Raw genomic sequence first — 22,951 nt, 5'->3', positions numbered from 1 at the left:
CATGTCGATATCGCATTCAGTGTCTTCGCGTTTGCTTATCGTTGCGCGCCGCAAGGCGCGCCAGACCCGGCGGCTGTCTCGCAAGAGCATGCCCCTGATGTTGTTGCTGGGCGGCGCCGCGCTGGTGGCGTTGGTCGCGCTGGCTTTTGCCCAACTGGCCGATCTGGCGCTGGAGTGGAACCGCGCCTGGGTGGCCGATTACGGTTGGGCGGCATTCATCCTGATTCCTGCGGCGTTTGCCTTGTTGCGCTGGGCCACCATCCGGCTTGCGCCCAATGCGGCGGGCAGCGGCATTCCGCAGGTAATCGGCGCGTTGTCGATGGCGCCCGGGCCGGCGCAGACGAGCCTGGTGTCGCTGCGCCAGACGTTGTGGAAGATTCCGCTTACCTTCCTGGGTCTGGCGGCCGGCGCTTCGGCCGGGCGCGAAGGTCCGTCGGTTCAGGTCGGCGCCGCGCTGATGCTGGCCTGGGGCCGCTTCTGGCAGCGGCTGGGCGTGCCGCTGCGGGGTTTTCATGCCAACGAGCTGTTGGCCGCTGGCGCGGCAGGGGGCCTGGCCGCAGCGTTCAATGCGCCGCTGGCCGGCGTGATCTTCGCCATCGAAGAACTCGGGCGCGGCACGGTGTTGCGCTGGCAGCGGCTGGTGCTGATAGGGGTGCTGGCTTCGGGTTTCCTGGTCGTGGCGCTGGCGGGCAACAACCCTTATTTCGGCATCTTCCAGGGTGAGGCATTGCCTCACTATATGGCGTTGTGGGTGTTGCTGTGCGGGCTGGTCAACGGCATTCTGGGCGGTGTGTTCGGGCGCCTGCTGAGCAAGGGGCCTGCGGGCATGGCGCCTGCAGCATGGCGCGCCTGGATCCGTTCGCACCCGATCTGGACTGCGGCGGCGATGGGCCTGGCGCTGGCCGTATTGGGCGCGCTCAGCCAGCACACGGTGTACGGCACGGGCTACGCCGTGGCGGGCGGCCTGCTGGCTGGCGAGTCCGAAGGCCCGGCGGCGTTCGGCCTGGCGAAGATCGCCGCTACCGTAGTGTCGTACTGGGCCGGTATTCCCGGCGGCATCTTCACACCTGCGCTCACCGCCGGCGCCGGCGTCGGCCAGCATTTGTGGGACCTGGCAGGCGGGGACATCGACCGGCGCGTACTGGTGCTGATATCCATGGCGGCATTCCTGGCCGCAGCCACCCAATCTCCGCTGACGGCCAGCGTAATCGTGATGGAAATGACCGGCAGCCAGCCGATGCTGTTCTGGCTGTTGATCGGCTCGCTATCCGCATCGCTGGTTGCGCGCCAGTTCTGCCCGCAGCCGTTCTACCACTTTGCCGCAGGGCGCTTCCGCCGCCAGGCGCAGCTCGACGCGGCGCGCGCGGGCCGCGAGCGCGCCCCGTAGTGTCCGGCTGGTGTTCGCTAGGCGGGCAATGTCCGCCATGCGGACAGGCGCGGCCGCTGTCGCACTGCGCCGCCGGCGCCTGACGTAACATCGCTGAGTTCAAGACTTTTTATCTACTGTCGAGCCAGACCCATGACTGTGCATGCCTACATCTGCGATGCCATCCGTACTCCTTTCGGCCGCTACGGCGGCGCCCTGGCGCCGGTGCGCGCCGACGACCTGGCCGCCATTCCCATCAAGGCACTGATGGCGCGCAATCCCGGTGTGCATTGGGAAGAACTGACCGACGTCATCCTGGGCTGCGCCAACCAGGCCGGCGAAGATAACCGCAACGTGGCTCGCATGGCCGCGCTGCTGGCCGGGCTGCCTATCGAAGTTCCGGGCGCCACGCTCAACCGTCTCTGCGGCTCGGGGCTGGATGCCGTGGGCACCGCCGCGCGCGCCATCCGTGCCGGCGAAGCCGGCCTGATGCTGGCCGGCGGCGTGGAAAGCATGACGCGTGCGCCCTTTGTCATGGGAAAGGCCAATACTGCCTTTTCGCGCGATGCCGCCATCTATGACACCACCATCGGATGGCGCTTCGTCAACAAGCTCATGAAGGCGCAGTACGGCGTGGACTCGATGCCTGAAACCGCCGAAAACGTGGCGGACGATTTCAACATCAGCCGCGAAGACCAGGACAAGTTCGCCCTGGCGAGCCAGCAAAAAACCGCCCGCGCGCAGCAGGAAGGCTTTTTCGACGCCGAGATCACCCCGGTGTCGATCGCGCAGAAAAAAGGCGATCCGGTCATCGTCGATAAAGACGAGCATCCGCGCCAGACCAGCCTTGAATCCCTGGCGCGCCTGAAAGGCGTCGTGCGTGAAGGCGGCACGGTAACGGCGGGCAATGCCTCGGGCGTCAACGACGGCGCGGCCGCGCTGCTGCTGGCCGACGAGCGGAGCGCAGCCCGCCACGGGCTGACCCCGCGCGCCAGGGTTGTCGGCATGGCCACCGCGGGCGTGGCGCCCCGCATCATGGGCATGGGCCCCGCACCGGCCACGCGCAAGGTGCTCGAGCTCACCGGTTTGAAGCTGGACCAGATCGATGTCATCGAATTGAACGAGGCCTTCGCGGCCCAGGGCCTGGCCGTGTTGCGCGATCTGGGCATTGCCGATGACGATCCTCGCGTCAACCCCAACGGGGGCGCCATCGCGCTGGGGCACCCGCTGGGGGCCAGCGGCGCCCGCCTGGCCACGACTGCCGTAAACCAATTGCACCGCACCGGCGGGCGTTACGCGTTGTGCACCATGTGCATCGGCGTGGGCCAGGGCATCGCGCTGGTGCTCGAGCGCGTGTAATCGTCCGGCATGCGCAAAAAGAGCCGGCTTGCCGGCTCTTTTTGTTTGACGGCCGCTCAATTGCGCGGCAGGCCCTTGATCAGATTCCCTGCTTTGATGCCGCGCCTGGCATACCAGCCCTGGGCCATTTCCAGCGCATAGCGCACCGGCCGCGCCGAACAGTGCGCGTCGTCGGTCTGGGGCGCCATGTCGGCAATGTTCACGATCACGCCGTCATCGGCGATAAAGGCGATGGACAACGGCAGGGGCGTGTTGCGCATCCAGAAGCACTGCAGGTCCGGCGAGTCGAATACGAACAGCATGCCGTTGTTGTCGGGCAGGCTCTGCCGGTGCATCAGTCCGATGCGACGGGATTCTTCGGTATCGGCGAGTTCGGCCTGGATGACGTGGATGCCAGCGGTGAGCTTGGCCACGGGCAGCGGCGGCTGTGCGGTGACGGGGCCGGATTGCGCGCTTGTATGGCACGGCAGGCCCAGCCACAAGGCAACAACGGCGGCCGCACCCGTCAACAGGCGAGGCAAAGACAACGGGCGATGGGTCGACATGTAGCGGGAAAACGGCGGACAATAACAGCAGGGCGGGGCATTGCGCCCCGCCCGGGCATTAACGCCGCAACGCCGGCCTGCCGGCCCGCGTGCGGCGCTGTACAGCAGATAATGGGCGTCAGGCCGACGTAATATTCAGTGCCTGCTTGCCTTTAGGGCCCTGGATGATTTCGAAAGCCACTTTCTGGCCTTCTTTCAGGGTCTTGAAACCGTTCATCTGGATGGACGAAAAATGCGCGAACAAATCTTCACCGCCGTCATCGGGCGTTATGAAGCCGAAACCCTTCGCATCGTTGAACCATTTGACGGTACCCGTCGATTTGGGATTGTCCCCTTGGACGGCGGTTGCGGTCGTATCAGACATGCGGACTGCCTCATTGAATCGTATGTTTGACAGAAGGCAGCGGCCACACCGGAGCCTTCCGGCTTCCGGGCGCACGTCGCCGCGGCGACCCGCCCCCGAATGCGCCGATAATGCTCTGCTTTTCTGTAACGAGTCAAGTGTGGAAACTACGCATTTCTCCGTATAACTTTGGCTAAGTACTGGCGTTGTCGGCCCCAGTTTCAATAGAATCCCGCCTTATGAGTACCACCTTGGATAGCCAGCACGACTTGCATGTGGAGAAGGCGCCCGCCCGCGCCGCGCCGCCGCCGATGTATCAAGTGGTGCTGCTCAATGATGACTACACGCCGATGGAATTCGTCGTGAAGGTCTTGCAGAAGTTCTTCGGCAAGAACCCGGAAGACGCCACGCGCATCATGTTGCAGGTGCACCATGAAGGCCGCGGCGCCTGTGGGGTGTATCCCCGCGACGTGGCCGCCACGCGCATCGCGCAAGTATCCCAGTACGCGCGCGCGCGCCAGCATCCGCTGCAGTGTGTCATGGAACCCGTACAAGAATAGAAAGACCCGCTGTACCTGCTTGGCCGCGGGCGCATGCCTGTCGCCGGTCCGGGGCGCGCCGCGCCCGCATACGCTGCATAAGGCATGTCATGAGTCAGAAAAGGGGAACACTCGGTATCCTGGCGGTATTGCTTGCCGTCGCACTGGGGATGGGGTGGCTGGCGGGCCGCGCTGTCGTGCCGCCCACGTACGGCACCTCCGGCCAGGCCGGCAGTTCCACGGAAAAACCGCCTTCGGCGGCTTCGCCTGCCATGCCGCCGGCTGCCACGGTGGGGCGCGCCGATCCGTTTGGCGTGCTGGACTGCCAGGCGCGCGAGTACAACGATACCCTGGCCCTGGCCGTGACTTTCACCCAGCCGGTGGATCGCCGGGCATCGCTGGACAGCTTTTTTTCGGTGATGGACGCGGGGCCCGCCAAAGACGAGGGCGAAGGCGGCACGGCCGGTTCCGCTGCCGCAGGCAAGGGCAATGATACGAACCCCGGCCCGGGCAAGCCGGTGCAGGGCGTCTGGGTAGTGGGTGACAACCCGCGCATGGTGTACTTTCCGTACGTGCTGCCGCAGCGCAGCTACGCGGTGCGGATTCAGGCCGCTATGCCGGGTGCGCAGGGTGCGACGCTGGGCGCCGGCCACCAATGCACGGTCCAGACCCCGGCCATGCCGCCTTCGTTCTATTTTGCCAGCCGTGGCGTGGTGCTGCCGGCCGGGCAGAACGGCGGCCTTCCCATCACTACCGTAAATATCCCCGAGGTAGACGTGCAGTTCCTGCGCGTCGCGCCCGAGCGCATGCCGGACTTTTTCGACAGGGTGCTGGGCCTGCGCGACAGCCGGGCCGATAACGGCGAGGACAACGAGGACGACGAATGGCGCTATGCCGATAACCGCAGCCTGAAGGGCTCGGTCAGCAACTGGGACCTGGACCGGCTGCACAGCCTGACCACCAGTGTCTACCAGGGCCGTTTCCTGACCGATGACCGTCCCAACCGCCGGCATGTCACATATCTTCCGGTCGAGAACATTGCCGAGTTGCGCGAGCCGGGCATCTATGTGGCGGTCATGAGCGAGCCGGGGCGCTTTCGCTACGAATACCAGGTCACGTACTTCTACGTCAGCGACATCGGGCTGCATGCGCGGCGCTACGCCGATCGCATCGAAGCCTTTACCATGTCGCTGCGTTCGGGCCAGCCGCTGACCGATACTGAGGTCGAGCTGGTGGACGCATCGGGCAAGGTGTTGGGGCGGACGCGCGCCGATTCTTCGGGGCATGTGAGCTTTGACGGCGACTCGTCGCGCGCCCGCCTGCTGCGCGCGGTGCGCGGAGCCGAGCTGACCGTGCTGGCGCTGGGCGAGCCGGCGCTCGATTTGTCCGAATACGACATAGGCGGCCATCCGTCCAGGCCCAACAATCTGTTTGTGTATGCCGGCCGGGATCTCTACCGGCCCGGCGAATCCTTCCAGGTGTCGGTGCTGCCGCGCGACCCCGATGGCCGCGCGCTTGCGGCGGCGCCGCTTACCGCCACCCTGAAGCGTCCCGACGGCCGCGTGGTGCGCAGCGAGCTGTGGCAGCCTTCCGGGCAGGCGGGCGGGTATGTCGAGCACCCGATCAACCTGCCGCCCGATGCGCAAACCGGCAAATGGCTGCTGGAGCTGCGGGTAGATCCGGCCAGCCGCGTTCCCGATGCAGCGTGGTGGTTCCAGGTGGAAGAGTTCCTGCCCGAACGCATGAAGCTGCGGCTGGAATCCCGGCAGGCCGTGCTGTCGCCGGGCGAGCCCTGGCACATCGATGTGCAAGGCGACTATCTGTACGGCGCGCCGGCGGCGGGCAACCGCCTGCTTGCCAGCTTCCAGGTGCGCCGCGACCGCTATCCCCTGGCCGAGCAGTGGCCCGGTTTTCTGTTCGGCGACGCCGCCGATGACACGCTGCGCCATTACGAAGAACTGCCGCAGGGCGAGCTGGATGCGCAGGGCGCAGCGCACCTGACGGTAGATCCCCAGGGCGCCGGCGTGGCCCATTCGCCGTTGCGCGTGCGGCTGTCTGCGAGCCTGCTCGAATCGGGCGGGCGGCCGGTGGTGCGCTCCATCGAGCGCACAGTGTGGCCGGCCGCCGAGCTCATTGCCATACGGCCGCTCTTTGACAATGACGTGGCGCGCGAAGGCGCGCCGGCCTCGTTCGAAGTGGTGCGTGTCGACGCCGCAGGCAAGGTCGCACCGCTGGCCGAGGCCCAATTGCGGCTGTACCGCGAACACCGCCGGTATTACTGGCGCTATGACGATCAGCGGGGCTGGAACAGCGGCTATACCGACTCCGAAGAACTGGTGGAATCGCGCGTCATCGCGCTGCCGGACCGCACCTCGCTGAGCCTGCCGGTAGGGTGGGGCCGCTACCGGCTCGAGATAGCCGACCCGCAGACGGGGCAAGTGATGCGCTATCGCTTCTATGCCGGCTGGGGGGCGCAGGACGCGGACGCGGTAGGCAACCGGCCGGACCGCGTGCAGATGAAGCTCGAAGGCGTGCCGGCGCGGCTGGGCGATAGCGTCCGGCTGACGGTGACGCCTCCGCATGACGGGCATGCGCTGGTGACGGTCGAGGGTGACCGCATGTTGTGGTCGCGCTGGCTTGCGGTGCAGGCCACCGGCACCGTCCTGGACATTCCTGTCGACCCCGCCTGGAAACGACATGACCTGTATGTGTCGGCCGTGGTGTTCCGCCCCGGCAGCGAGGGCGACCGCGTCACGCCGGCGCGCGCGGTGGGCCTGGCGTTCCTGCCCATCGCCAGCGAGGACCGCCGGCTGGGCGTGACGCTCCAGGCGCCTGCCAAGGTAGAGCCCGAGCAGCGCACCATGGTGCGCATCAAGGTCGATGGCGCCGCGGGCGGGGTGGCCACGGCAACCTTGTCGGCGGTGGACGTGGGCATTCTCAATATCAGTCAGTACGCCACGCCCGATCCGCTGGATTTTTTCTTCGGCAAGCATCGCTACGCCGCGGAAATGCGCGATATCTACGGCAAGCTCATCGAGAAAATGGACGGCGCCACCGGACGCCTGAAATGGGGGGGCGATGCAGCCCTGCGCGGCGACAGCCGCAGCCTGCCTCGCAAGGTCAAGCTGGTCGACCTGTTTTCCGGCCCTGTGCTGCTCGACGAAAGCGGCCAGGCCGATATTGCGCTGGATCTGCCTGATTTCAACGGCACCCTGCGGCTCATGGCAGTGGCGTTCACCGACGACCGCTACGGCAGCGCCGAGGCCGAAATGGTGGTGGCAGCTCCCATCGTGGCCGAACTCAGTACGCCACGATTTATCACGCCAGGCGACCAGGCCGCCGTGGCGCTGGACCTGACCAACCTCAGCGGCGCGACGCAGCAGGTCAGGGTCGACCTGCGCGCGCTCGACCCGCTCGCAATCGACGACGGCGTGCGCAGCGTAACCTTGAAAGACCGCCAACGCGCCACCTTGCGCTTTGTGGCAACCGCCACCGGATCGTACGGCCTGGGACGGCTGCGTTTGCAGATTGACGGGCAGGGCGGGGCGCGTCCCGTGCACATCGTCCGGGAATCCGTGCTGCAAGTGCAGCCGGCGCATGCCGCCGAAAACCGGGTGCAACGCCTGCGTCTTGCGCCGGGCGAGAGTTTTGCGCCGGGCGGCGCATCGATTTCGGGCTACTACACCGATTCCATCACCGCCAGCCTGAGCCTGTCGAACCGTCCACCCATCAACGTGACCCGGCTGGTGCAGCGGCTGCTCAGCTATCCGTACGGGTGCACAGAGCAAACGATCAGCGCCGCCGTGCCCTGGATCCTGATCGATGATGCGCAAGCGCGGCGCTACAGCCTGCCCGGACGCACGCAGCAGGAACGCGCCGGGCAGGTCGCCAACGCGTTGGCACGCCTGGCTGGCATGCGCAACGCATCGGGCGCCTATTCCCTATGGGGCGACGGTTCGTCACAGGACATCTGGCTGACGGCATACGCGGCGGGCTTCATGCAGGACGCGCGCGACCATGGCTTTGCCATACCCGATGACGCGCTGACGCGGTCACAGGCGTGGTTGCTGCAACAGCTGCAGCAAAGCGGCGGGCGTTTCGGAACCTGGCCGGAGCAGTTGCGCCGCAATCTGGACAGCGGGCGCATCGACCGCGACGATATGGCCACCTTGCGCAACGACCATCGGCGATTCGCCAGCTTTGCCGCTGCCGCGCTGACGCTGGCCCGCGATCGCCAGGCGCCGCTTTCCACGGTGCGCCAACTGTACGACCGGTATCAAGAAAGGGCCCTGTCTCCCTTGCCGCTGTTGCAGCTGGCGGCAGCATTCCAGTTAATGGGCGACGCCGGGCGGATGGAGCAGGCCGTCAAGCAGGCCCTGGACCGTCCGTACGGCATGCGGCGGCATGGGGGCAGCGCCTATGCCGATGAGTGGCTCGGCGACTATGGCAGTGCGGTGCGTGACTACGCGCAGGCCTATGCGCTGGCGGTGCAATACCAGTTGGCGCAGGATGGCCGCGAGCGCTGGCTGACTCAGCTCGACGGCCGCCTGCAAGGGCGCAGCTATTTCTCTACACAGGAACAGATGGCGCTGCTGCTGGCGGCGGAGGCCGCCGGTGGCGATGCGACCCAACCGTGGGCGGCCGCGCTGACCACCGCCGCCGGGACGCAGGCGCTGGCCGGAACGGCCGACCGCACCGTCGCACTGGATGGCGCTGCACTTGCCGGCCTGCAGCTGACCAACACCGGCGTGCAACCGCTGTTCATCGAGCTCGATCTGCAAGGCACGCCGGTACTGCCGCCTGCGCCGCGCAGCGATGCCATCCGCGTGCAGCGCAGCTGGTATCTGCCGGACGGACGTGCGTGGGACGGCGGCGCGCTGCGCACCGGCGACCTGCTGGTGGTAAAGCTGCGCGTGTCGGCCAACCAGGCCGTGCCCGACGCGCTGGTGGTCGATCGCGTGCCGGCAGGTTTCGAGGTAGAGAACCTGAACCTCTCGCAAAGCCCCGACATGCAGGACTGGAAGATCGGCGGCACCCGGGTGGCCGACGCCATGACCAACCCGGCCATCAAGCACCGCGAGTTCCGCGACGACCGATACGTGGCCGCCGTTGCGCTGAACCGCCACCCGGTCGACATCTTTTATATGGCGCGCGTGGTCACGCCGGGGCGTTTTGCCGTGCCGTCCAGCATGGCGGAAGACATGTACCGGCCGGAACTGCGAGGCGTAGGCGAACGATGGACGCACATCGAGATCCGCGACCGCGGCGCCGCCGCAACGCGCTAGCCCGGGGGCGGTGGCGCCGCATTCTGGCGTTGCCGGCCGAGGTCCTGCTGGGCGGCGCGGCGTTGCTGCTCGCGCTCGACCGCCTGTTTCCGCTGCCGGCCGCCGACAATGGCGGCGCGGTCGTGGTCGTGGCTGCCGACGGCACGCCCCTGCGCACCTACCCCAGCCGGGATGGCATATGGCGTTATCCCGTGGCGCCGGCGCAGGTCGCGCCTGTCTACCTGGAAACGCTGCTGGCCTACGAAGACCGCTGGTTCTATTGGCATCCGGGCGTCAATCCGGTGTCGCTCGCCCGCGCCGGCTGGCAATGGCTCGTCCATGGCCGCATCGTGTCCGGCGGCTCGACGCTGACCATGCAGGTCGCCCGCTTGCTGGATCCCCACCTGTCGGCGCGGCCTTCGCGCTCGCTGGCTGCCAAGCTGCACCAGATCGGCCGCGCGCTGCAGCTGGAGTGGCACTACAGCAAGGACGAAATCCTGGCCCTGTATCTGGCGCGTGCGCCCATGGGCGGCATCGTCGAGGGCGTGGAAATGGGGGCGCGGCTGTGGCTGGGAAAATCGGCCATCGACCTGAGCCCGGCCGAGGCCGCCCTGTTGACGGCCTTGCCGCAGGCGCCGTCCCGCCTGCGGCCCGACAGACATCCGCAGGCGGCCCGGGCGGCGCGCGACAAGGTGCTGGAGCGTATGCGGGCCAGGGGCTGGACGGGCGCCGAAGTGGCCGATGCCAAGCTCGAAACCGTGGTGGCGCCGCCCCTGCGGGCGCGCTGGCTTGCGCCCCTGGCCGCCCAGCGGCTCGTGGTGTCGCAGCAGCAGGCCGGCGGCAGGCCTGCCGTGGTGGCGTCGACCTTGGATTCCAACATCCAGGCCACCACCGAAGGCATGTTGCTCGACCGCGTCGCCGCGTTGCCGCCCCGGGTGTCGATGGCGGTGTTGGTCATGGACAACGATACGCTCGAGATCAAGGCATACGCGGGCTCGGCAGATTTTTCCGATGCCGCCCGCTATGCGCACGTCGATATGGTGCGCGGGGTGCGGTCCCCGGGGTCCACGCTGAAGCCGTTTCTGTACGCGCAGGCGCTGGACGACGGCCTGGTGCATTCCGAAAGCCTGCTGCTCGATGCGCCTTTGTCCTTCGGCGGGTATGCGCCGGGCAATTTCCAGGCGGCGTTTTCCGGCCCGGTCAGCGTGGCGCAGGCGCTGCAGCGTTCGCTTAACGTGCCGGCGGTCGATCTGCTGGACCGCGTCGGGCCGGCTCGCTTTGCCTCGATGCTGCTGGCCGGCGGGGTGCATTTGCGCCTGCCCGACGGCGCCGCGCCCAACCTGAGCTTGATTTTGGGCGGGGCCGGCACCACATTGGAAGAATTGGTGGGCGCATACCGGGCGCTGGCCCGCGGCGGCCTGGCCGGCCGGCCGCGCCTGTTGCCCGCCCAACCGCGTGTCGAGTCCCGCATGTTCAGCGCAGGGGCGGCGTGGATCGTGCGCGACATACTCGAAGGCGGCGGGCACCCCGACCGGCCCCTGCTGCAAACCGGCAGGGCGCTTGCCTGGAAAACCGGCACCAGTTTCGGCTTTCGCGACGCCTGGGCCGTCGGCGTCACCGATGCCTGGACCATCGGCGTGTGGGTGGGCCGGCCCGACGGCACTCCCAATCCGGGTTTTTTCGGCGCGAACGTGGCCGCGCCGCTGCTGCATGACCTTGTCGCGGCATTGCCTGCCGGCGTTGCGCCGCGGTCGCCGCGCCCGTCCAGTGTCCGCGCCGTGATCACATGCTGGCCGCATGGATGGCGGCAGGGCGGCGTGCCGGCCGGCCCGTGCACGCAGCCGCGCGCTGCGTGGGCGCTCGACGACACGGTGCCGCCGAGCTTTGCCGGCTACGCCGACGCTGCCGAGGGCCCGCTGCGCCTGGCAGGCGTGGCCAACGGGTCGGTGTTGAGACCGGTACCGGGCCGGCAAGAAGTAGTACTGGATGTAAGCGTACAGGGCGCGCGAGGTCAGGTATGGTGGATGCTGAACGGACGCGTGCGCCAGCAGGGCGCGCCATCGGCGCCGTTGAAACTCGCAATGGTGCACAATGGCCGCTATACCTTAACCGCGATGGATGAGCAAGGCCGTTACGATCGTGTGGTTTTTGAAATCGCTGGCGTTGCGCCCTGATCAGCTTAGAATATGAATCGTGTATTTCGACCGCTTCGATGCGTTACGGAGGAAGCGTGATTTCCCAAGAACTTGAAGTCAGCCTGCATATGGCTTTTGTCGAGGCCCGTTCGGCCCGGCATGAATTCATTACCGTAGAGCATCTGCTTTTGTCGCTGCTCGACAATGCGTCGGCTGTTGAAGTCCTGCGCGCCTGCGCCGCCAATCTGGACGACCTGCGTCGCAACCTGCGCCAGTTCGTGTCCGAGAACACGCCCGTCATTCCCACGGGCGCCGAAGTCGACACGCAGCCCACGCTGGGCTTTCAGCGTGTCATCCAGCGCGCCATCATGCATGTATCGGCGGGCGGCACCGGCAAGAAACCCGTTACCGGCGCCAACGTGCTGGTGGCCATCTTCGGTGAAAAAGATTCCCACGCCGTGTACTACCTGCAACAGCAGGGCGTTACCCGGCTGGACGTCGTCAACTTCCTGTCGCACGGAATCACCAAGCAGCCGCAGGAAGACGCGCCGGCCGCCCCGAAAGAGCAGCCAGGCGCCGAGGAAGCGGGCGAATCCCGCCAGTCGCCGCTGGATCAGTACGCCAACGACCTGAACGCGGCCGCGCTGGCCGGCCGCATCGATCCCCTTATCGGGCGCGAACACGAGGTCGAGCGCGTCATCCAGGTGTTGTGCCGCCGCCGCAAGAACAACCCCCTGCTCGTGGGCGAAGCCGGCGTGGGCAAGACCGCCATCGCCGAAGGCTTGGCGTGGCGCGTCACGCGCGGCGAAGTGCCGGAAATCCTGCAAGGGGCCCATGTGTACGCGCTCGACATGGGCGCGCTGCTGGCCGGCACCAAATACCGTGGCGATTTCGAACAGCGCCTCAAGGGCGTCCTGAAGCAAATCCGCGGCAACCCCGACGCCATCCTGTTCATCGACGAAATCCACACGCTTATCGGGGCCGGTTCCGCCTCCGGCGGCACGCTCGATGCATCCAACCTGCTCAAGCCGGCCCTGTCGTCCGGGCAGCTCAAGTGCATCGGCGCCACCACCTATACCGAATTCCGCGGGGTATTCGAAAAAGACCACGCCCTGTCGCGCCGCTTCCAGAAAATCGACGTGTCCGAGCCCAGCGTCGAGCAAACCGTGCAGATCCTGCGCGGCCTGAAGAGCCGCTTCGAAGAGCACCACAACGTGCGTTATTCGGCAGCCGCGCTCAGCGCCGCGGCCGAGCTCTCGGCCCGCTACATCAACGATCGGCACCTGCCCGACAAGGCCATCGACGTCATCGACGAAGCCGGCGCCGCGCAGCGACTGCTGCCGCGCTCGCGCCAGAAAAAAGTCATCGGCAAGGTCGACATCGAAAATATCGTGTCCAAGATCGCGCGCATTCCGCCGCAGTCGGTTTCCAACGACGACCGCAGCAAGCTGGCCACGCTCGAACGCGACCTCAAAACCGTCGTGTTCGGCCAGGACACCGCCATCGAAGCCTTGGCCGCCGCCATCAAGATGGCGCGCTCGGGCCTGGGCAAACCCGACCGTCCGATCGGTTCGTTCCTGTTTTCGGGCCCCACGGGCGTAGGCAAGACCGAGGTGGCGCGCCAACTGGCGTTCACCATGGGTGTCGAGCTGCTGCGCTTCGACATGTCCGAATATATGGAACGCCACGCGGTGTCGCGCCTGATCGGTGCGCCGCCGGGGTATGTCGGCTTCGACCAGGGCGGCCTGCTTACCGAAGCCATCACCAAGCAGCCGCACTGCGTGCTGCTGCTCGATGAAATCGAGAAGGCGCATCCGGATGTGTTCAACATCCTGCTGCAGGTCATGGACCACGGCACCCTTACCGACAACAACGGGCGCAAGGCCGATTTCCGCAACGTCATCATCATCATGACCACCAACGCGGGCGCCGAGACGCTGAATCGTCCGTCCATCGGGTTTTCCAACAGCCGCGTGGTTGGCGATGAAATGGCCGAAATCCGGCGCATGTTCACGCCTGAATTCCGCAACCGGCTCGACGCCATCATTCCGTTCGCGCCGCTGTCGCGCGATATCATCCTGCGGGTGGTCGACAAGTTCCTCATGCAGCTCGAAGACCAGCTGCACGAGCGCCGCGTCGACGCCGTGTTCACGGACGTGCTGCGCGAGCACCTGGCCAAAGAGGGCTTCGACCCGCTCATGGGTGCGCGTCCGATGCAGCGGCTCATCCAGGACACCATCCGCCGTGCGCTTGCCGACGAACTCCTGTTCGGCAAACTGGCCGATGGCGGCACGGTCACCGTCGACCTCGATGACGCCGGCAAGGTGAAACTGAGCTTCAACGGCTCCGGAAAATCCTCGGGTTCGGGGGCGCCCGACAAGCAGGAAGTCGAACTGGTCGATTGATTTGACACGCGAGCCCCTGATCTCGTGCGAACACTGCGCCAATATCTTCAGGCGCCACGAACTGCAGCCGGGCGAGACCGCGTCTTGCTCGCGCTGCGGCACCATTCTCTGGCGCTATAGCCGCATCTCCCTCTCTGGCTGGCTGGCGCTCACGCTGGCCGCTCTCATCACGTTCGTGGTGGCCAACGGCTACCCCGTAATCAAGATGTCGGTGCGCGGCATGACGCGCGAGGCGTCGCTGCTGGACGCCGTGGTCATGACCTGGCAACAGGGTTACGTGGCCACGGCCTTGATGACCGGCCTGGCCGGCTTCATGCTGCCCTTGGCGCAACTGTGCCTGCTCGCCTGGGTGCTGGTGCCGCTGGCGTCCGGGCGCGAGCCGCGCGGATTGCGGCCGGCCATGCGGCTGCTGGGCATGTTGCGGCCCTGGTGCATGGTGCCCGTGTTCCTGCTGGGCGTCGTGGTGTCCGTGGTCAAACTCGCCGGCATGGCCCGGGTCGGCCCGGCGCCGGGCCTGTTCGCGTTCGGGGCGCTGACGGTGCTGCTGACCATGCTCGACCGGCTGTCGCCGCACGCCATCTGGCGGCATGCCGAGCAGCAGGGGGTGGTGCCGGTGCGCGTGCCCAGCCCCGAGCCGGGGCAGGTGCTGGCCGGCTGCCATGTGTGCGGGCAGGTGCAGGCCATGGGCCATCCAGACGCCGGACACGCGGGCGTGGCCCGGTGCGTGCGCTGCCATGCCGCCATGCATCACCGCAAGCCCAACAGCCTGGGCCGGACATGGGCGTTGCTGCTGGCCGCCTCGGTACTGTACGTGCCCGCCAATGTGCTGCCCATCATGAACATCGGTTCCATCCTGGGCGACAGCGGTCATACCATCCTGGGGGGTGTGGTCGAGCTATGGGAAACCGGCTCCTGGGACATCGCGCTCATTGTGTTCGTGGCCAGCGTCGTGGTGCCTCTTACCAAGATACTGGCCTTGGTCGTGCTGGCGTGCGCGGTACAGTGGCGCAGCGAGGCCAACCTCAGGCAGCGCACGCGCTTGTACGAGATGGTCGAGCTCATCGGCCAGTGGTCGATGCTGGATGTGTTCGTCGTGATATTGTTGTCCGCCCTCGCGCATTTCCGGGGCATTCTCGAAATATCGGCGGGCCCGGCAGCCGGCGCGTTCGGGCTGGTGGTCATTCTTACCATGCTGGCGGCCATGAGCTTCGATCCCCGCCTGGCATGGGACCGCGCGGCGCAAGGCGCCGGACCACAAGGTACTGAGCGCGGTTTCGCCGCGGGCGGGCACAATACGGCATAACCCTACAAATAAACACGATATGGCCGATCAAACCCGATCATCCGACACAGACGGCATCGATGTGCCTGAAGTCGCACGCAAGAGGCAACGCCGCGTTTCGTGGATATGGCTGGTTCCAGTCGTCGCGTTGCTGGCGGGCCTGTCGCTGGTGATACGCACCTGGATGGCCGTGGGCCCCGAGGTGGCCATCGAGTTCAATACCGCCGAAGGGCTGGAAGTCGGCAAGACGCAGGTGCGCTACAAAGACGTGGTGGTGGGCGTTGTCGAGAACATCCGTTTCAACGACGACCGCTCCAAGGTCATCGTGCAGGCCCAGTTGAGCAAAGAGGCCGCCGGGTTGGCGACCGAAGGCACCAATTTCTGGGTGGTGCGGCCTCGCCTGGGCCTCAGCGGGGTGTCGGGCCTGGGCACGCTGCTGTCGGGTGCATATATCGGCGTGGACGCGGCAGACGGGGCGGGCGCCACCACCACCGCCACCAAATTCGAGTTCGTCGGCCTGGAAACGCCGCCGGCGGTCACGCATGACCGCGCCGGCAAACGCTTCATGCTCAAGGCCCACGATCTGGGGTCGCTGGATATCGGTTCGCCCGTGTATTTCCGGCGCATTACCGTCGGACGCGTCATCGGCTACAAGCTCGACGACGACGGCAAGGCCGTCAATGTCGAGGTTTTCATCGATGCGCCCAACGACAAGTTCGTTACCGCGGGCACCCGGTTCTGGAATGCAAGCGGGGTAGACCTGACCGTTGACGGCAGTGGCCTGAAACTGCACACACAATCGCTGGTATCGCTGGCGCTGGGCGGCGTAGCGTTCGCCCCGGTCAACCTCAGCGACGAAACACCGGCCAAGCCGGACACGGAATTCCAGCTTTACACCAGTGAAAGCGACGCCAAGGCCAACCCCGACGGCGACCCGGTGCCTATCCGCATGCGCTTTGACCAGTCGGTGCGGGGCCTGAGCGTGGGCGCCACGATCGACTTCCAGGGCATCGCGCTGGGCGAGGTCACGCAGATCACTGTGGATTTCGATTCAGACAAGAAGCGCTTCTTCGCCGTGGTGGACGCTTCGCTGTATCCGGAGCGGCTGGGTCCGGTCTACGACCGGGTGCAGGAGCGGGCCAGGCGCGAGGGCGGCGGGGCCGAGGGCAAGCTCTTGGCATCCATGATCCAGCACGGTCTGCGCGCGCAGTTGCGCACAGCCAACCTGCTGACGGGCCAGTTGTATGTCGTGCTCGAGCATTTCCCCAAGGCCGAGCCTGTCCAGTTCCACTTGACGCACCCGCTCATGATCCCGACCGTGCCGGGCAACCTCGAACAACTGCAGCAGCAACTTACCAATATCGTTGCCAAGATCGACAAGATCCCGTTCGAGGAAATCGGCCGTGACCTGCGCAGCACTCTGTCGAGCGCGTCGAAGCTGATGAACAACCTGGACAAGAGCCTGGCGCCGGAGGCCCGGGCCACGCTGCGGGCGGCTCGCCAGTCGTTGGACAACATCAACGAATTGCTGGCCAATGATGCCGCGCTGCCCGTCAACGCCGAGCGCGCCATGCAGGAACTGGGGCGCGCGGCGCGCTCGCTCCGGGCCCTGGCCGATTACCTGCAAGCCAACCCTCAAGCGCTGATCCGCGGCCGCGGGCCCGATTCGTTGCCCGGCGCTTCCAGGAACTGACCTATGCGTATGTATACCCGTGCGTCCCTTCTTGCCGCCGCGGCGTTGATTTCGGCCTGCAGCACGTCGCCGCCCGCGCAGTTCTACACGTTGCAGCCGGCCCGGGATGCCCGGCCCTCGCCGGCGGCGCCGGCGGGTTTCCAGATCGAAATTGCGTCGGTTTCCGTGCCCATGCAGGCCGACCAGCCGCAGATCATGCTGCGCGAACGCGCCACCGACAACTCGCTGACTCCGTTGTATTCACACCGCTGGAGCGCGCCATTGCCCGACGAGATCCGGTCGGCCCTGTCGGATGTGCTGACGCGCGATCTGGGCGCGCTGAACGTGCAGGCCCTGCAGCCCTCGCCGGGCACGCCGGTGTGGCGGGTACAGGTGGACGTACAGCGCTTTGACATCGTGGGTGACGCCGCGGCGCGCCTGGATGCCACCTGGCGGGTGCGGCCGGTGCACCACAAACACGGCAAATCCTTGCTGTGCCGTACCCTGGTGCAGGTCGAGCCGTCGGGCCAGAGCATATCGGAACTCGTTCAGGCCCAGCAGCAGGCGGTGCGCCTCTTGGCCGACACCATTGCTTCGGCCATCCGATCGGATGGCGCCCGGGCAACCCCTGCGGCGGCCAATGTGCAGCTCGAGGGCTGCAGTATAGGGTAAACCCTTACGGGTTAACCATCATACAACCCGGGTTGTATCTTCCTTAGTATCTTGGTTGTCCCTCTTGGCGGCGGCCGCGCGCGTGCATGGCCGGACGCCGCCGCTGACCCCGTATCGCGGGGTGAATACTGAACTAAGGATTACATTAATCATGGCCAGCACCACACTGGGCGTCAAAGTAGACGACTCGTTGCGTGATCGCTTGAAAGCCGCCGCGCGGAACCTCGGTTGCACCCCTCACTGGCTGCACAAGCAGGCGCTGGTGGCTTATCTCGAAAGAATCGAGCGCGGGCAGGTGCCTGCCGAAATATCCCATCTTTCCCGCTCCGATGAGCCGGATCTCGACAGCGCCGATCTCGACACCGCCCCGGTCACGCCGCCGTTTTTCGAGTTCGGCCAGGACGTACAGCCGCAATCGGTGTTGCGCGCCGCGATCACGGCCGCCTATCGCCGCCCGGAGCCCGAATGCGTGCCGTTACTGTTGGGCCAGGCGCGCATGCCCAATGCCGAAAAAATCCACGCCATGGCCGCGCGCCTGGTGCAGGCGCTGCGCGACAAGGGCCGCGGCGGCGGGGTAGAGGGGCTGATACACGAATTTTCATTATCGAGCCAGGAAGGCGTCGCGCTGATGTGCCTGGCCGAGGCGCTGCTGCGCATTCCCGATCGCGCCACACGCGATGCGCTGATCCGCGACAAGATTTCGCGCGGCGACTGGCGCGCCCATATGGGCGGATCGCAATCGTTGTTTGTCAATGCCGCCACGTGGGGGCTGATGCTGACCGGCAAGCTGGTGGCGGTCAACAGCGAACAATCGTTGTCCAAGGCCTTGACGCGCCTTATTGGCAAAGGGGGCGAGCCCCTGGTGCGCAAGGGCGTGAACCTGGCCATGCGCATGATGGGCGAGCAGTTCGTGTCGGGGCAGACCATTTCCGAAGCGCTGGCCAACAATCGCAAACTCGAGGCCCGGGGCTTTCGCTATTCGTACGACATGCTGGGCGAGGCCGCCACGACCAGCGAGGACGCCAGCCGCTACTACGCCTCGTACGAGCAGGCCATCCACGCCATCGGCAAGGCCGCCGCGGGCCGCGGCATCTACGAAGGGCCGGGCATTTCGATCAAGCTTTCAGCCCTGCATCCGACTTATTCGCGCGCCCAGCGCGATCGCGTCATGGAAGAGCTGCTGCCCCGCGTGAAGGCGCTAACGGTGCTTGCGCGCAGCTACGACATCGGCCTGAATATCGACGCCGAAGAGGCCGACCGTCTCGAAATATCGCTGGACCTGCTCGAGGCGCTGTGCCTGGCGCCCGAGCTCGAGGGCTGGAACGGCATTGGTTTTGTGGTGCAGGCCTACCAGAAGCGCGCTCCGTTCGTCATCGACTACATCATCGACCTGGCGCGCCGCAGCCGCCATCGCATCATGGTGCGCCTGGTCAAGGGCGCCTACTGGGATACCGAGATCAAGCGAGCCCAGGTCGATGGCCTGGAAGGCTATCCGGTGTATACGCGCAAGGTCTATACCGATATGTCGTACCTGGCGTGCGCGCGCAAGCTGCTGGGCGCGCCCGAGGCCGTGTATCCGCAGTTCGCAACGCACAATGCGTACACGTTGTCGGCGGTGTACCACCTGGCAGGCCAGAACTATTACCCCGGGCAGTACGAATTCCAGTGCCTGCACGGCATGGGCGAGCCCCTGTATGAAGAAGTCGTCGGACCGGTATCGCAGAATAAGCTGAACCGGCCGTGCCGCATCTACGCGCCGGTGGGCACGCACGAAACCTTGCTGGCCTATCTGGTGCGACGCCTGCTCGAAAATGGCGCCAACACCTCGTTCGTGAACCTGATCGGCGACGAGAGCATTTCCGTGGACGAACTGGTCGCCGACCCGGTAGACGTGGCCTCGCGCATTGCGCCGCTGGGCGCCCCGCACGACAAGATTCCGCTGCCGCGCGAGCTCTACGGCCCGGCGGGCAGTGGCGCGCGACCCAACTCGGCCGGTCTGGACCTGACCAACGAGCATCGCCTGGGCTCGCTTGCCGCCGCGCTGCTGGGAAGCGCCGCCACGCCATGGCAGGCGGCGCCCATGCTGGGCGAGTCCAGCGTGGCATGGGACGCCGCGCGCGCGGCGGATGTGCGCAATCCTGCGGACCATCGCGACGTGGTGGGCCAGGTCATCGAAGCCGACGCCGATGACGTCGATGCGGCGGTGAGCGCTGCCGGGAACGCCGCGCCGATCTGGCAATCCACGCCGGTGGGCGAGCGCGCGCAGTGCCTGCGTCGCGCGGCGCAGCTGCTCGAAGAAGGCATGCAGCCGCTGCTGGGCCTGATCGTGCGCGAAGCCGGCAAATCATTGCCCAACGCCATCGCCGAAGTGCGAGAGGCCGTGGACTTTCTGCGCTATTACGCCGACCAGGCCGAGCGCGAATTCAACAACGACACCCACCGCCCGCTGGGCACGGTGTTGTGTATCAGCCCCTGGAACTTCCCGCTGGCCATTTTCACCGGCCAGGTGGCCGCGGCGCTGGTGGCGGGCAACACGGTCATTGCCAAACCGGCCGAGCAGACGTGCCTGATTGCCGCGCAGGCGGTACGCGTGCTGCGCGAAGCGGGTGTGCCGGCCGGCGCCGTGCAATTGTTGCCGGGCCGTGGCGAGACCATAGGCGCGCAACTGGTTCAGCACCCGGCCATCGATGGGGTGATGTTCACGGGGTCGACCGACGTGGCGCGCCTGATCGCGCACACGCTTGCACAGCGGCTGGATGACCGCGGGCACACCATACCGCTGATCGCCGAGACGGGCGGGCAGAATGCCATGATCGTCGACTCTTCGGCGCTGGCCGAGCAAGTGGTGTTCGACGTGCTGGACTCGGCCTTCGATTCGGCGGGCCAGCGCTGTTCGGCCCTGCGTGTGCTGTGCCTGCAGGAAGACAGCGCCGACCACGTCCTGCACATGCTGCGCGGCGCGATGCGCGAGCTGCGCGTGGGCAACCCCGACCAGCTCAAGACCGATGTCGGGCCGGTCATCGACGTCGACGCCCGCGACAACATCCTGCGCCATATCGAGGCCATGCAGTCGGCGGGGCATCGCGTCGACCAGGTGGAGCTGGACCCCGGCTGCCGGTACGGCACGTTCGTGCCGCCGACATTGATCGAAATCGACAATATCGCCGAGCTGACGCGCGAAGTATTCGGGCCGGTGCTGCACGTGCTGCGCTATCGGCGCGAAGAGCTCGACCAGGTGCTCGAGCAGATCAATGCCACCGGCTATGGCCTGACCTTCGGCGTGCACAGTCGCATCGACGAAACCATCAACGACGTGACGCAACGCGTGCATGCCGGCAACGTGTACGTCAACCGCAATATCGTGGGTGCGGTTGTGGGCGTGCAGCCCTTTGGCGGCGAGGGCCTGTCGGGCACCGGCCCCAAGGCGGGCGGCCCGCTGTACCTGTATCGGCTGCTGGCCACTCGCCCGCCGGGCCTGCCGCCGTGCGTGGCGACGTCGGACCCGTTGCCCAGAACGCTTGCGCTGCCGGGGCCCACGGGGGAACAGAACACCTATGTGCTGCGGCCGCGCGGCACGGTGCTGTGCGTGCCCGCCACCGAAGCCGGCGTGCGTGCGCAGTACGCCGCCGTGCAGGCCACCGGCAATCTCGCGCTGTTCCTGGACACGCCGGTTGTGCGGGCGTGGCGCGAGGCGCAGGGGGCGGGGGCGTCAGTCACCCTGGTGGGCGATGCCGAGATCGACACCGCCGATTTCCAGGCAGTACTGTTTGAAGGCGATGGCGATGCTCTGCGTGGCTGGAACCAGCGTATCGCCGCACGCAGCGGCCCGATACTGACCGTGCAGGGCTTGACGTCCGACGCCGTGGCGGGCGGCGCGGCCTATGCCCAGGAACTGCTGCTGGCCGAGCGCTCGATCAGCGTCAACACGGCTGCAGCAGGCGGCAATGCCAGTCTGATGTCCATCGGATAACGGGTTGTACACGGGTTATCGCCAATAGCGCCGGGGGTTGCACCTGATTGAAAATTCGGTGCTACTTCCAGGCAGCCCGCCACTGCGGACTTGCCCGGGCTGACCGCCCGCGCATTTCAGGTCGACAATGATTAGCTTGCCGCGCCACAAGCGCGTCAGGCAAATGTATCGCCCCATTCACACAGGAGGGTTCACATGAAATCCGCATTTTCCCGCCCGGCCTTGCTGGCCGCTTTCGCCGCGGCCTGCGTGGCCGGTGCCGCGCACGCCGAAGAAATCAAGTTCGGTTTTGCGGCGCCCCTGACAGGCCCGCAGTCACACTACGGCGAAGACATGCAAAATGGCCTGACGCTCGCGCTCGAAGAGGCCAATAAGAAGGGTATCAAGGTCGATGGCGAAACCGCGAAATTCGTGCTGGTGTCGCGCGACGACCAGGCCGACCCGCGCACCGCCGTGCAAGTGGCCCAGCAATTGGTCGATGAAGACGTCGACGGCATTCTCGGCCACTTCAACTCGGGCACCACCATTCCGGCGTCGCGCGTCTACAACGAGGCCGGGCTGCCGCAGATCGCCATGGCGACCTCGCCCGAATATACCAGCCAGGGCTACGACACGACCTTCCGCATGATGACCAGCGACACCCAGCAGGGCGCTGCGGTGGGGCAGTTCATTGTCGAGAAGCTCAATGCCAAGAAGGTCGCGATCATCGACGACCGCACGGCCTACGGCCAGGGCCTGGCCGACGAAGTCGAGAAGGCCGTCAAGAAGGCCGGCGGCGAGATCGTGCGCCGCGAGTACACCACCGACAAGGCCAACGACTTCACGTCCATTCTTACCAACATCAAGGCCGCGGGCCCGGATGCCATTTTCTATGGCGGCCTGGACGCGCAATCGGGCCCCATGAAGCGGCAGCTCGTGCGCCTGGGCATCCAGGCGCCGCTGGTGTCCGGCGAGATGACGCGCAGCGATACCTTCATCAAGCTGGCGGGCGACGCGGCCGACGGCACGTACGCGTCGCTGGCGGGCGTGCCGCTGGAGCAGATGGCGGCCGGCAAAGACTTCGCGCAGCGCTACGAAGCCCGCTTCAAGAAGGCGCCCGGCGTCTACGCGCCCTATGCCTACGACGGCGCCTGGAACATGATCACCGCCATCGAGCAAGCCGATTCGGCCAATCCGGAAGACTACCTGCCCAAGCTTGCGCAGCTGCAGCGCAAAGGCGCCACGAGCGAACACATCGCCTATGACTCCAAGGGCGACCTGAAAGAGGTCTCGGTCACCATCTACCAGGTCAAGAACGGCAAGTGGGAAATGGTCCAGACCATGGTAAGCCAGGCCGACTGAGCGAGCCGGCGGGATGCGCGCGCGGGACGGCCGTGCGCGCGTGAGCACGGCGCGGCAC

The 22,951-nt window shown here is 66.4% G+C and carries 13 protein-coding genes; 11 read left to right on the top strand and 2 right to left on the bottom strand.

Going from position 1 to position 22,951, the window contains the following annotated elements:
• Window position 1: 1 nt before the first annotated feature.
• Both CAL19_RS09520 and pcaF read left to right on the top strand, forming a co-directional pair.
• On the top strand, window positions 2-1,387 hold the full coding sequence (locus CAL19_RS09520; protein ID WP_051423587.1) for a chloride channel protein: 1,386 nt from the start codon (window positions 2-4) through the stop codon (window positions 1,385-1,387).
• Between the two features lie 132 nt (window positions 1,388-1,519).
• Window positions 1,520-2,725, top strand: a complete 1,206-nt coding sequence (gene pcaF / locus CAL19_RS09515; protein WP_094796646.1) for a 3-oxoadipyl-CoA thiolase — start codon at window positions 1,520-1,522, stop codon at window positions 2,723-2,725.
• Between the two features lie 56 nt (window positions 2,726-2,781).
• Here pcaF and CAL19_RS09510 read toward each other — a convergent pair whose 3' ends face one another.
• Both CAL19_RS09510 and CAL19_RS09505 read right to left on the bottom strand, forming a co-directional pair.
• Window positions 2,782-3,270: a DUF192 domain-containing protein gene (locus tag CAL19_RS09510; protein WP_094796645.1), complete on the bottom strand. Its 489-nt coding sequence runs from the start codon at window positions 3,268-3,270 to the stop codon at window positions 2,782-2,784.
• Between the two features lie 118 nt (window positions 3,271-3,388).
• Window positions 3,389-3,634: a cold-shock protein gene (locus tag CAL19_RS09505; protein WP_012249572.1), complete on the bottom strand. Its 246-nt coding sequence runs from the start codon at window positions 3,632-3,634 to the stop codon at window positions 3,389-3,391.
• A gap of 218 nt (window positions 3,635-3,852) precedes the next feature.
• Between CAL19_RS09505 and clpS the strand changes: the two genes are divergently transcribed.
• The 9 genes from clpS to CAL19_RS09460 all read left to right on the top strand — a co-directional run bounded on the left by clpS (window position 3,853) and on the right by CAL19_RS09460 (window position 22,893).
• A complete protein-coding gene (gene clpS / locus CAL19_RS09500) occupies window positions 3,853-4,173 on the top strand; it encodes an ATP-dependent Clp protease adapter ClpS (protein ID WP_026638004.1) in 321 nt (106 codons plus the stop codon).
• An 89-nt stretch (window positions 4,174-4,262) separates the two neighbouring features.
• Window positions 4,263-9,437: an alpha-2-macroglobulin family protein gene (locus CAL19_RS09495; RefSeq protein WP_094796644.1), complete on the top strand. Its 5,175-nt coding sequence runs from the start codon at window positions 4,263-4,265 to the stop codon at window positions 9,435-9,437.
• Complete coding sequence (gene pbpC / locus CAL19_RS09490) at window positions 9,389-11,590, top strand: penicillin-binding protein 1C (RefSeq protein ID WP_094796643.1); 2,202 nt, start codon at window positions 9,389-9,391, stop codon at window positions 11,588-11,590. The genes CAL19_RS09495 and pbpC overlap by 49 nt, the downstream gene beginning before the upstream one ends.
• Before the next feature lie 56 nt (window positions 11,591-11,646).
• Entirely contained in the window at window positions 11,647-13,956 is a 2,310-nt protein-coding gene (gene clpA / locus CAL19_RS09485; protein ID WP_026638001.1) for an ATP-dependent Clp protease ATP-binding subunit ClpA, read from the top strand.
• 1 nt (window position 13,957) lies between these two features.
• Complete coding sequence (locus CAL19_RS09480) at window positions 13,958-15,259, top strand: paraquat-inducible protein A (protein WP_026638000.1); 1,302 nt, start codon at window positions 13,958-13,960, stop codon at window positions 15,257-15,259.
• Between the two features lie 19 nt (window positions 15,260-15,278).
• The gene (locus CAL19_RS09475) at window positions 15,279-16,931 is read left to right on the top strand and encodes an intermembrane transport protein PqiB (RefSeq protein ID WP_094796641.1); all 1,653 of its coding nucleotides are present in this window, start codon (window positions 15,279-15,281) and stop codon (window positions 16,929-16,931) included.
• 3 nt (window positions 16,932-16,934) lie between these two features.
• Window positions 16,935-17,582, top strand: coding sequence for a PqiC family protein (locus tag CAL19_RS09470; RefSeq protein WP_094796640.1), 648 nt, complete (start codon window positions 16,935-16,937; stop codon window positions 17,580-17,582).
• A 151-nt stretch (window positions 17,583-17,733) separates the two neighbouring features.
• On the top strand, window positions 17,734-21,552 hold the full coding sequence (putA, locus tag CAL19_RS09465) for a trifunctional transcriptional regulator/proline dehydrogenase/L-glutamate gamma-semialdehyde dehydrogenase (RefSeq protein WP_094796639.1): 3,819 nt from the start codon (window positions 17,734-17,736) through the stop codon (window positions 21,550-21,552).
• Window positions 21,553-21,747: 195 nt separating this feature from the next.
• A complete protein-coding gene (locus CAL19_RS09460; RefSeq protein WP_026637996.1) occupies window positions 21,748-22,893 on the top strand; it encodes a branched-chain amino acid ABC transporter substrate-binding protein in 1,146 nt (381 codons plus the stop codon).
• Window positions 22,894-22,951: the final 58 nt, after the last annotated feature.

The organism is Bordetella genomosp. 7, from assembly GCF_002261265.1.
Classification (GTDB): domain Bacteria; phylum Pseudomonadota; class Gammaproteobacteria; order Burkholderiales; family Burkholderiaceae_B; genus Bordetella_A.
This window is presented reverse-complemented; position numbering and strand designations above follow the sequence as displayed.

Coding starts and splice junctions, on each gene's coding strand:
- CAL19_RS09460 (WP_026637996.1), top strand. CDS start 21,748: ATGAAATCCGCATTTTCCCGCCCGGCCTTGCTGGCCGCTTTCGCCGCG.
- pcaF (WP_094796646.1), top strand. CDS start 1,520: ATGACTGTGCATGCCTACATCTGCGATGCCATCCGTACTCCTTTCGGC.
- CAL19_RS09495 (WP_094796644.1), top strand. CDS start 4,263: ATGAGTCAGAAAAGGGGAACACTCGGTATCCTGGCGGTATTGCTTGCC.
- pbpC (WP_094796643.1), top strand. CDS start 9,389: ATGGACGCACATCGAGATCCGCGACCGCGGCGCCGCCGCAACGCGCTA.
- clpS (WP_026638004.1), top strand. CDS start 3,853: ATGAGTACCACCTTGGATAGCCAGCACGACTTGCATGTGGAGAAGGCG.
- CAL19_RS09505 (WP_012249572.1), bottom strand. CDS start 3,634: ATGTCTGATACGACCGCAACCGCCGTCCAAGGGGACAATCCCAAATCG.
- CAL19_RS09470 (WP_094796640.1), top strand. CDS start 16,935: ATGCGTATGTATACCCGTGCGTCCCTTCTTGCCGCCGCGGCGTTGATT.
- CAL19_RS09475 (WP_094796641.1), top strand. CDS start 15,279: ATGGCCGATCAAACCCGATCATCCGACACAGACGGCATCGATGTGCCT.
- CAL19_RS09520 (WP_051423587.1), top strand. CDS start 2: ATGTCGATATCGCATTCAGTGTCTTCGCGTTTGCTTATCGTTGCGCGC.
- putA (WP_094796639.1), top strand. CDS start 17,734: ATGGCCAGCACCACACTGGGCGTCAAAGTAGACGACTCGTTGCGTGAT.
- CAL19_RS09510 (WP_094796645.1), bottom strand. CDS start 3,270: ATGTCGACCCATCGCCCGTTGTCTTTGCCTCGCCTGTTGACGGGTGCG.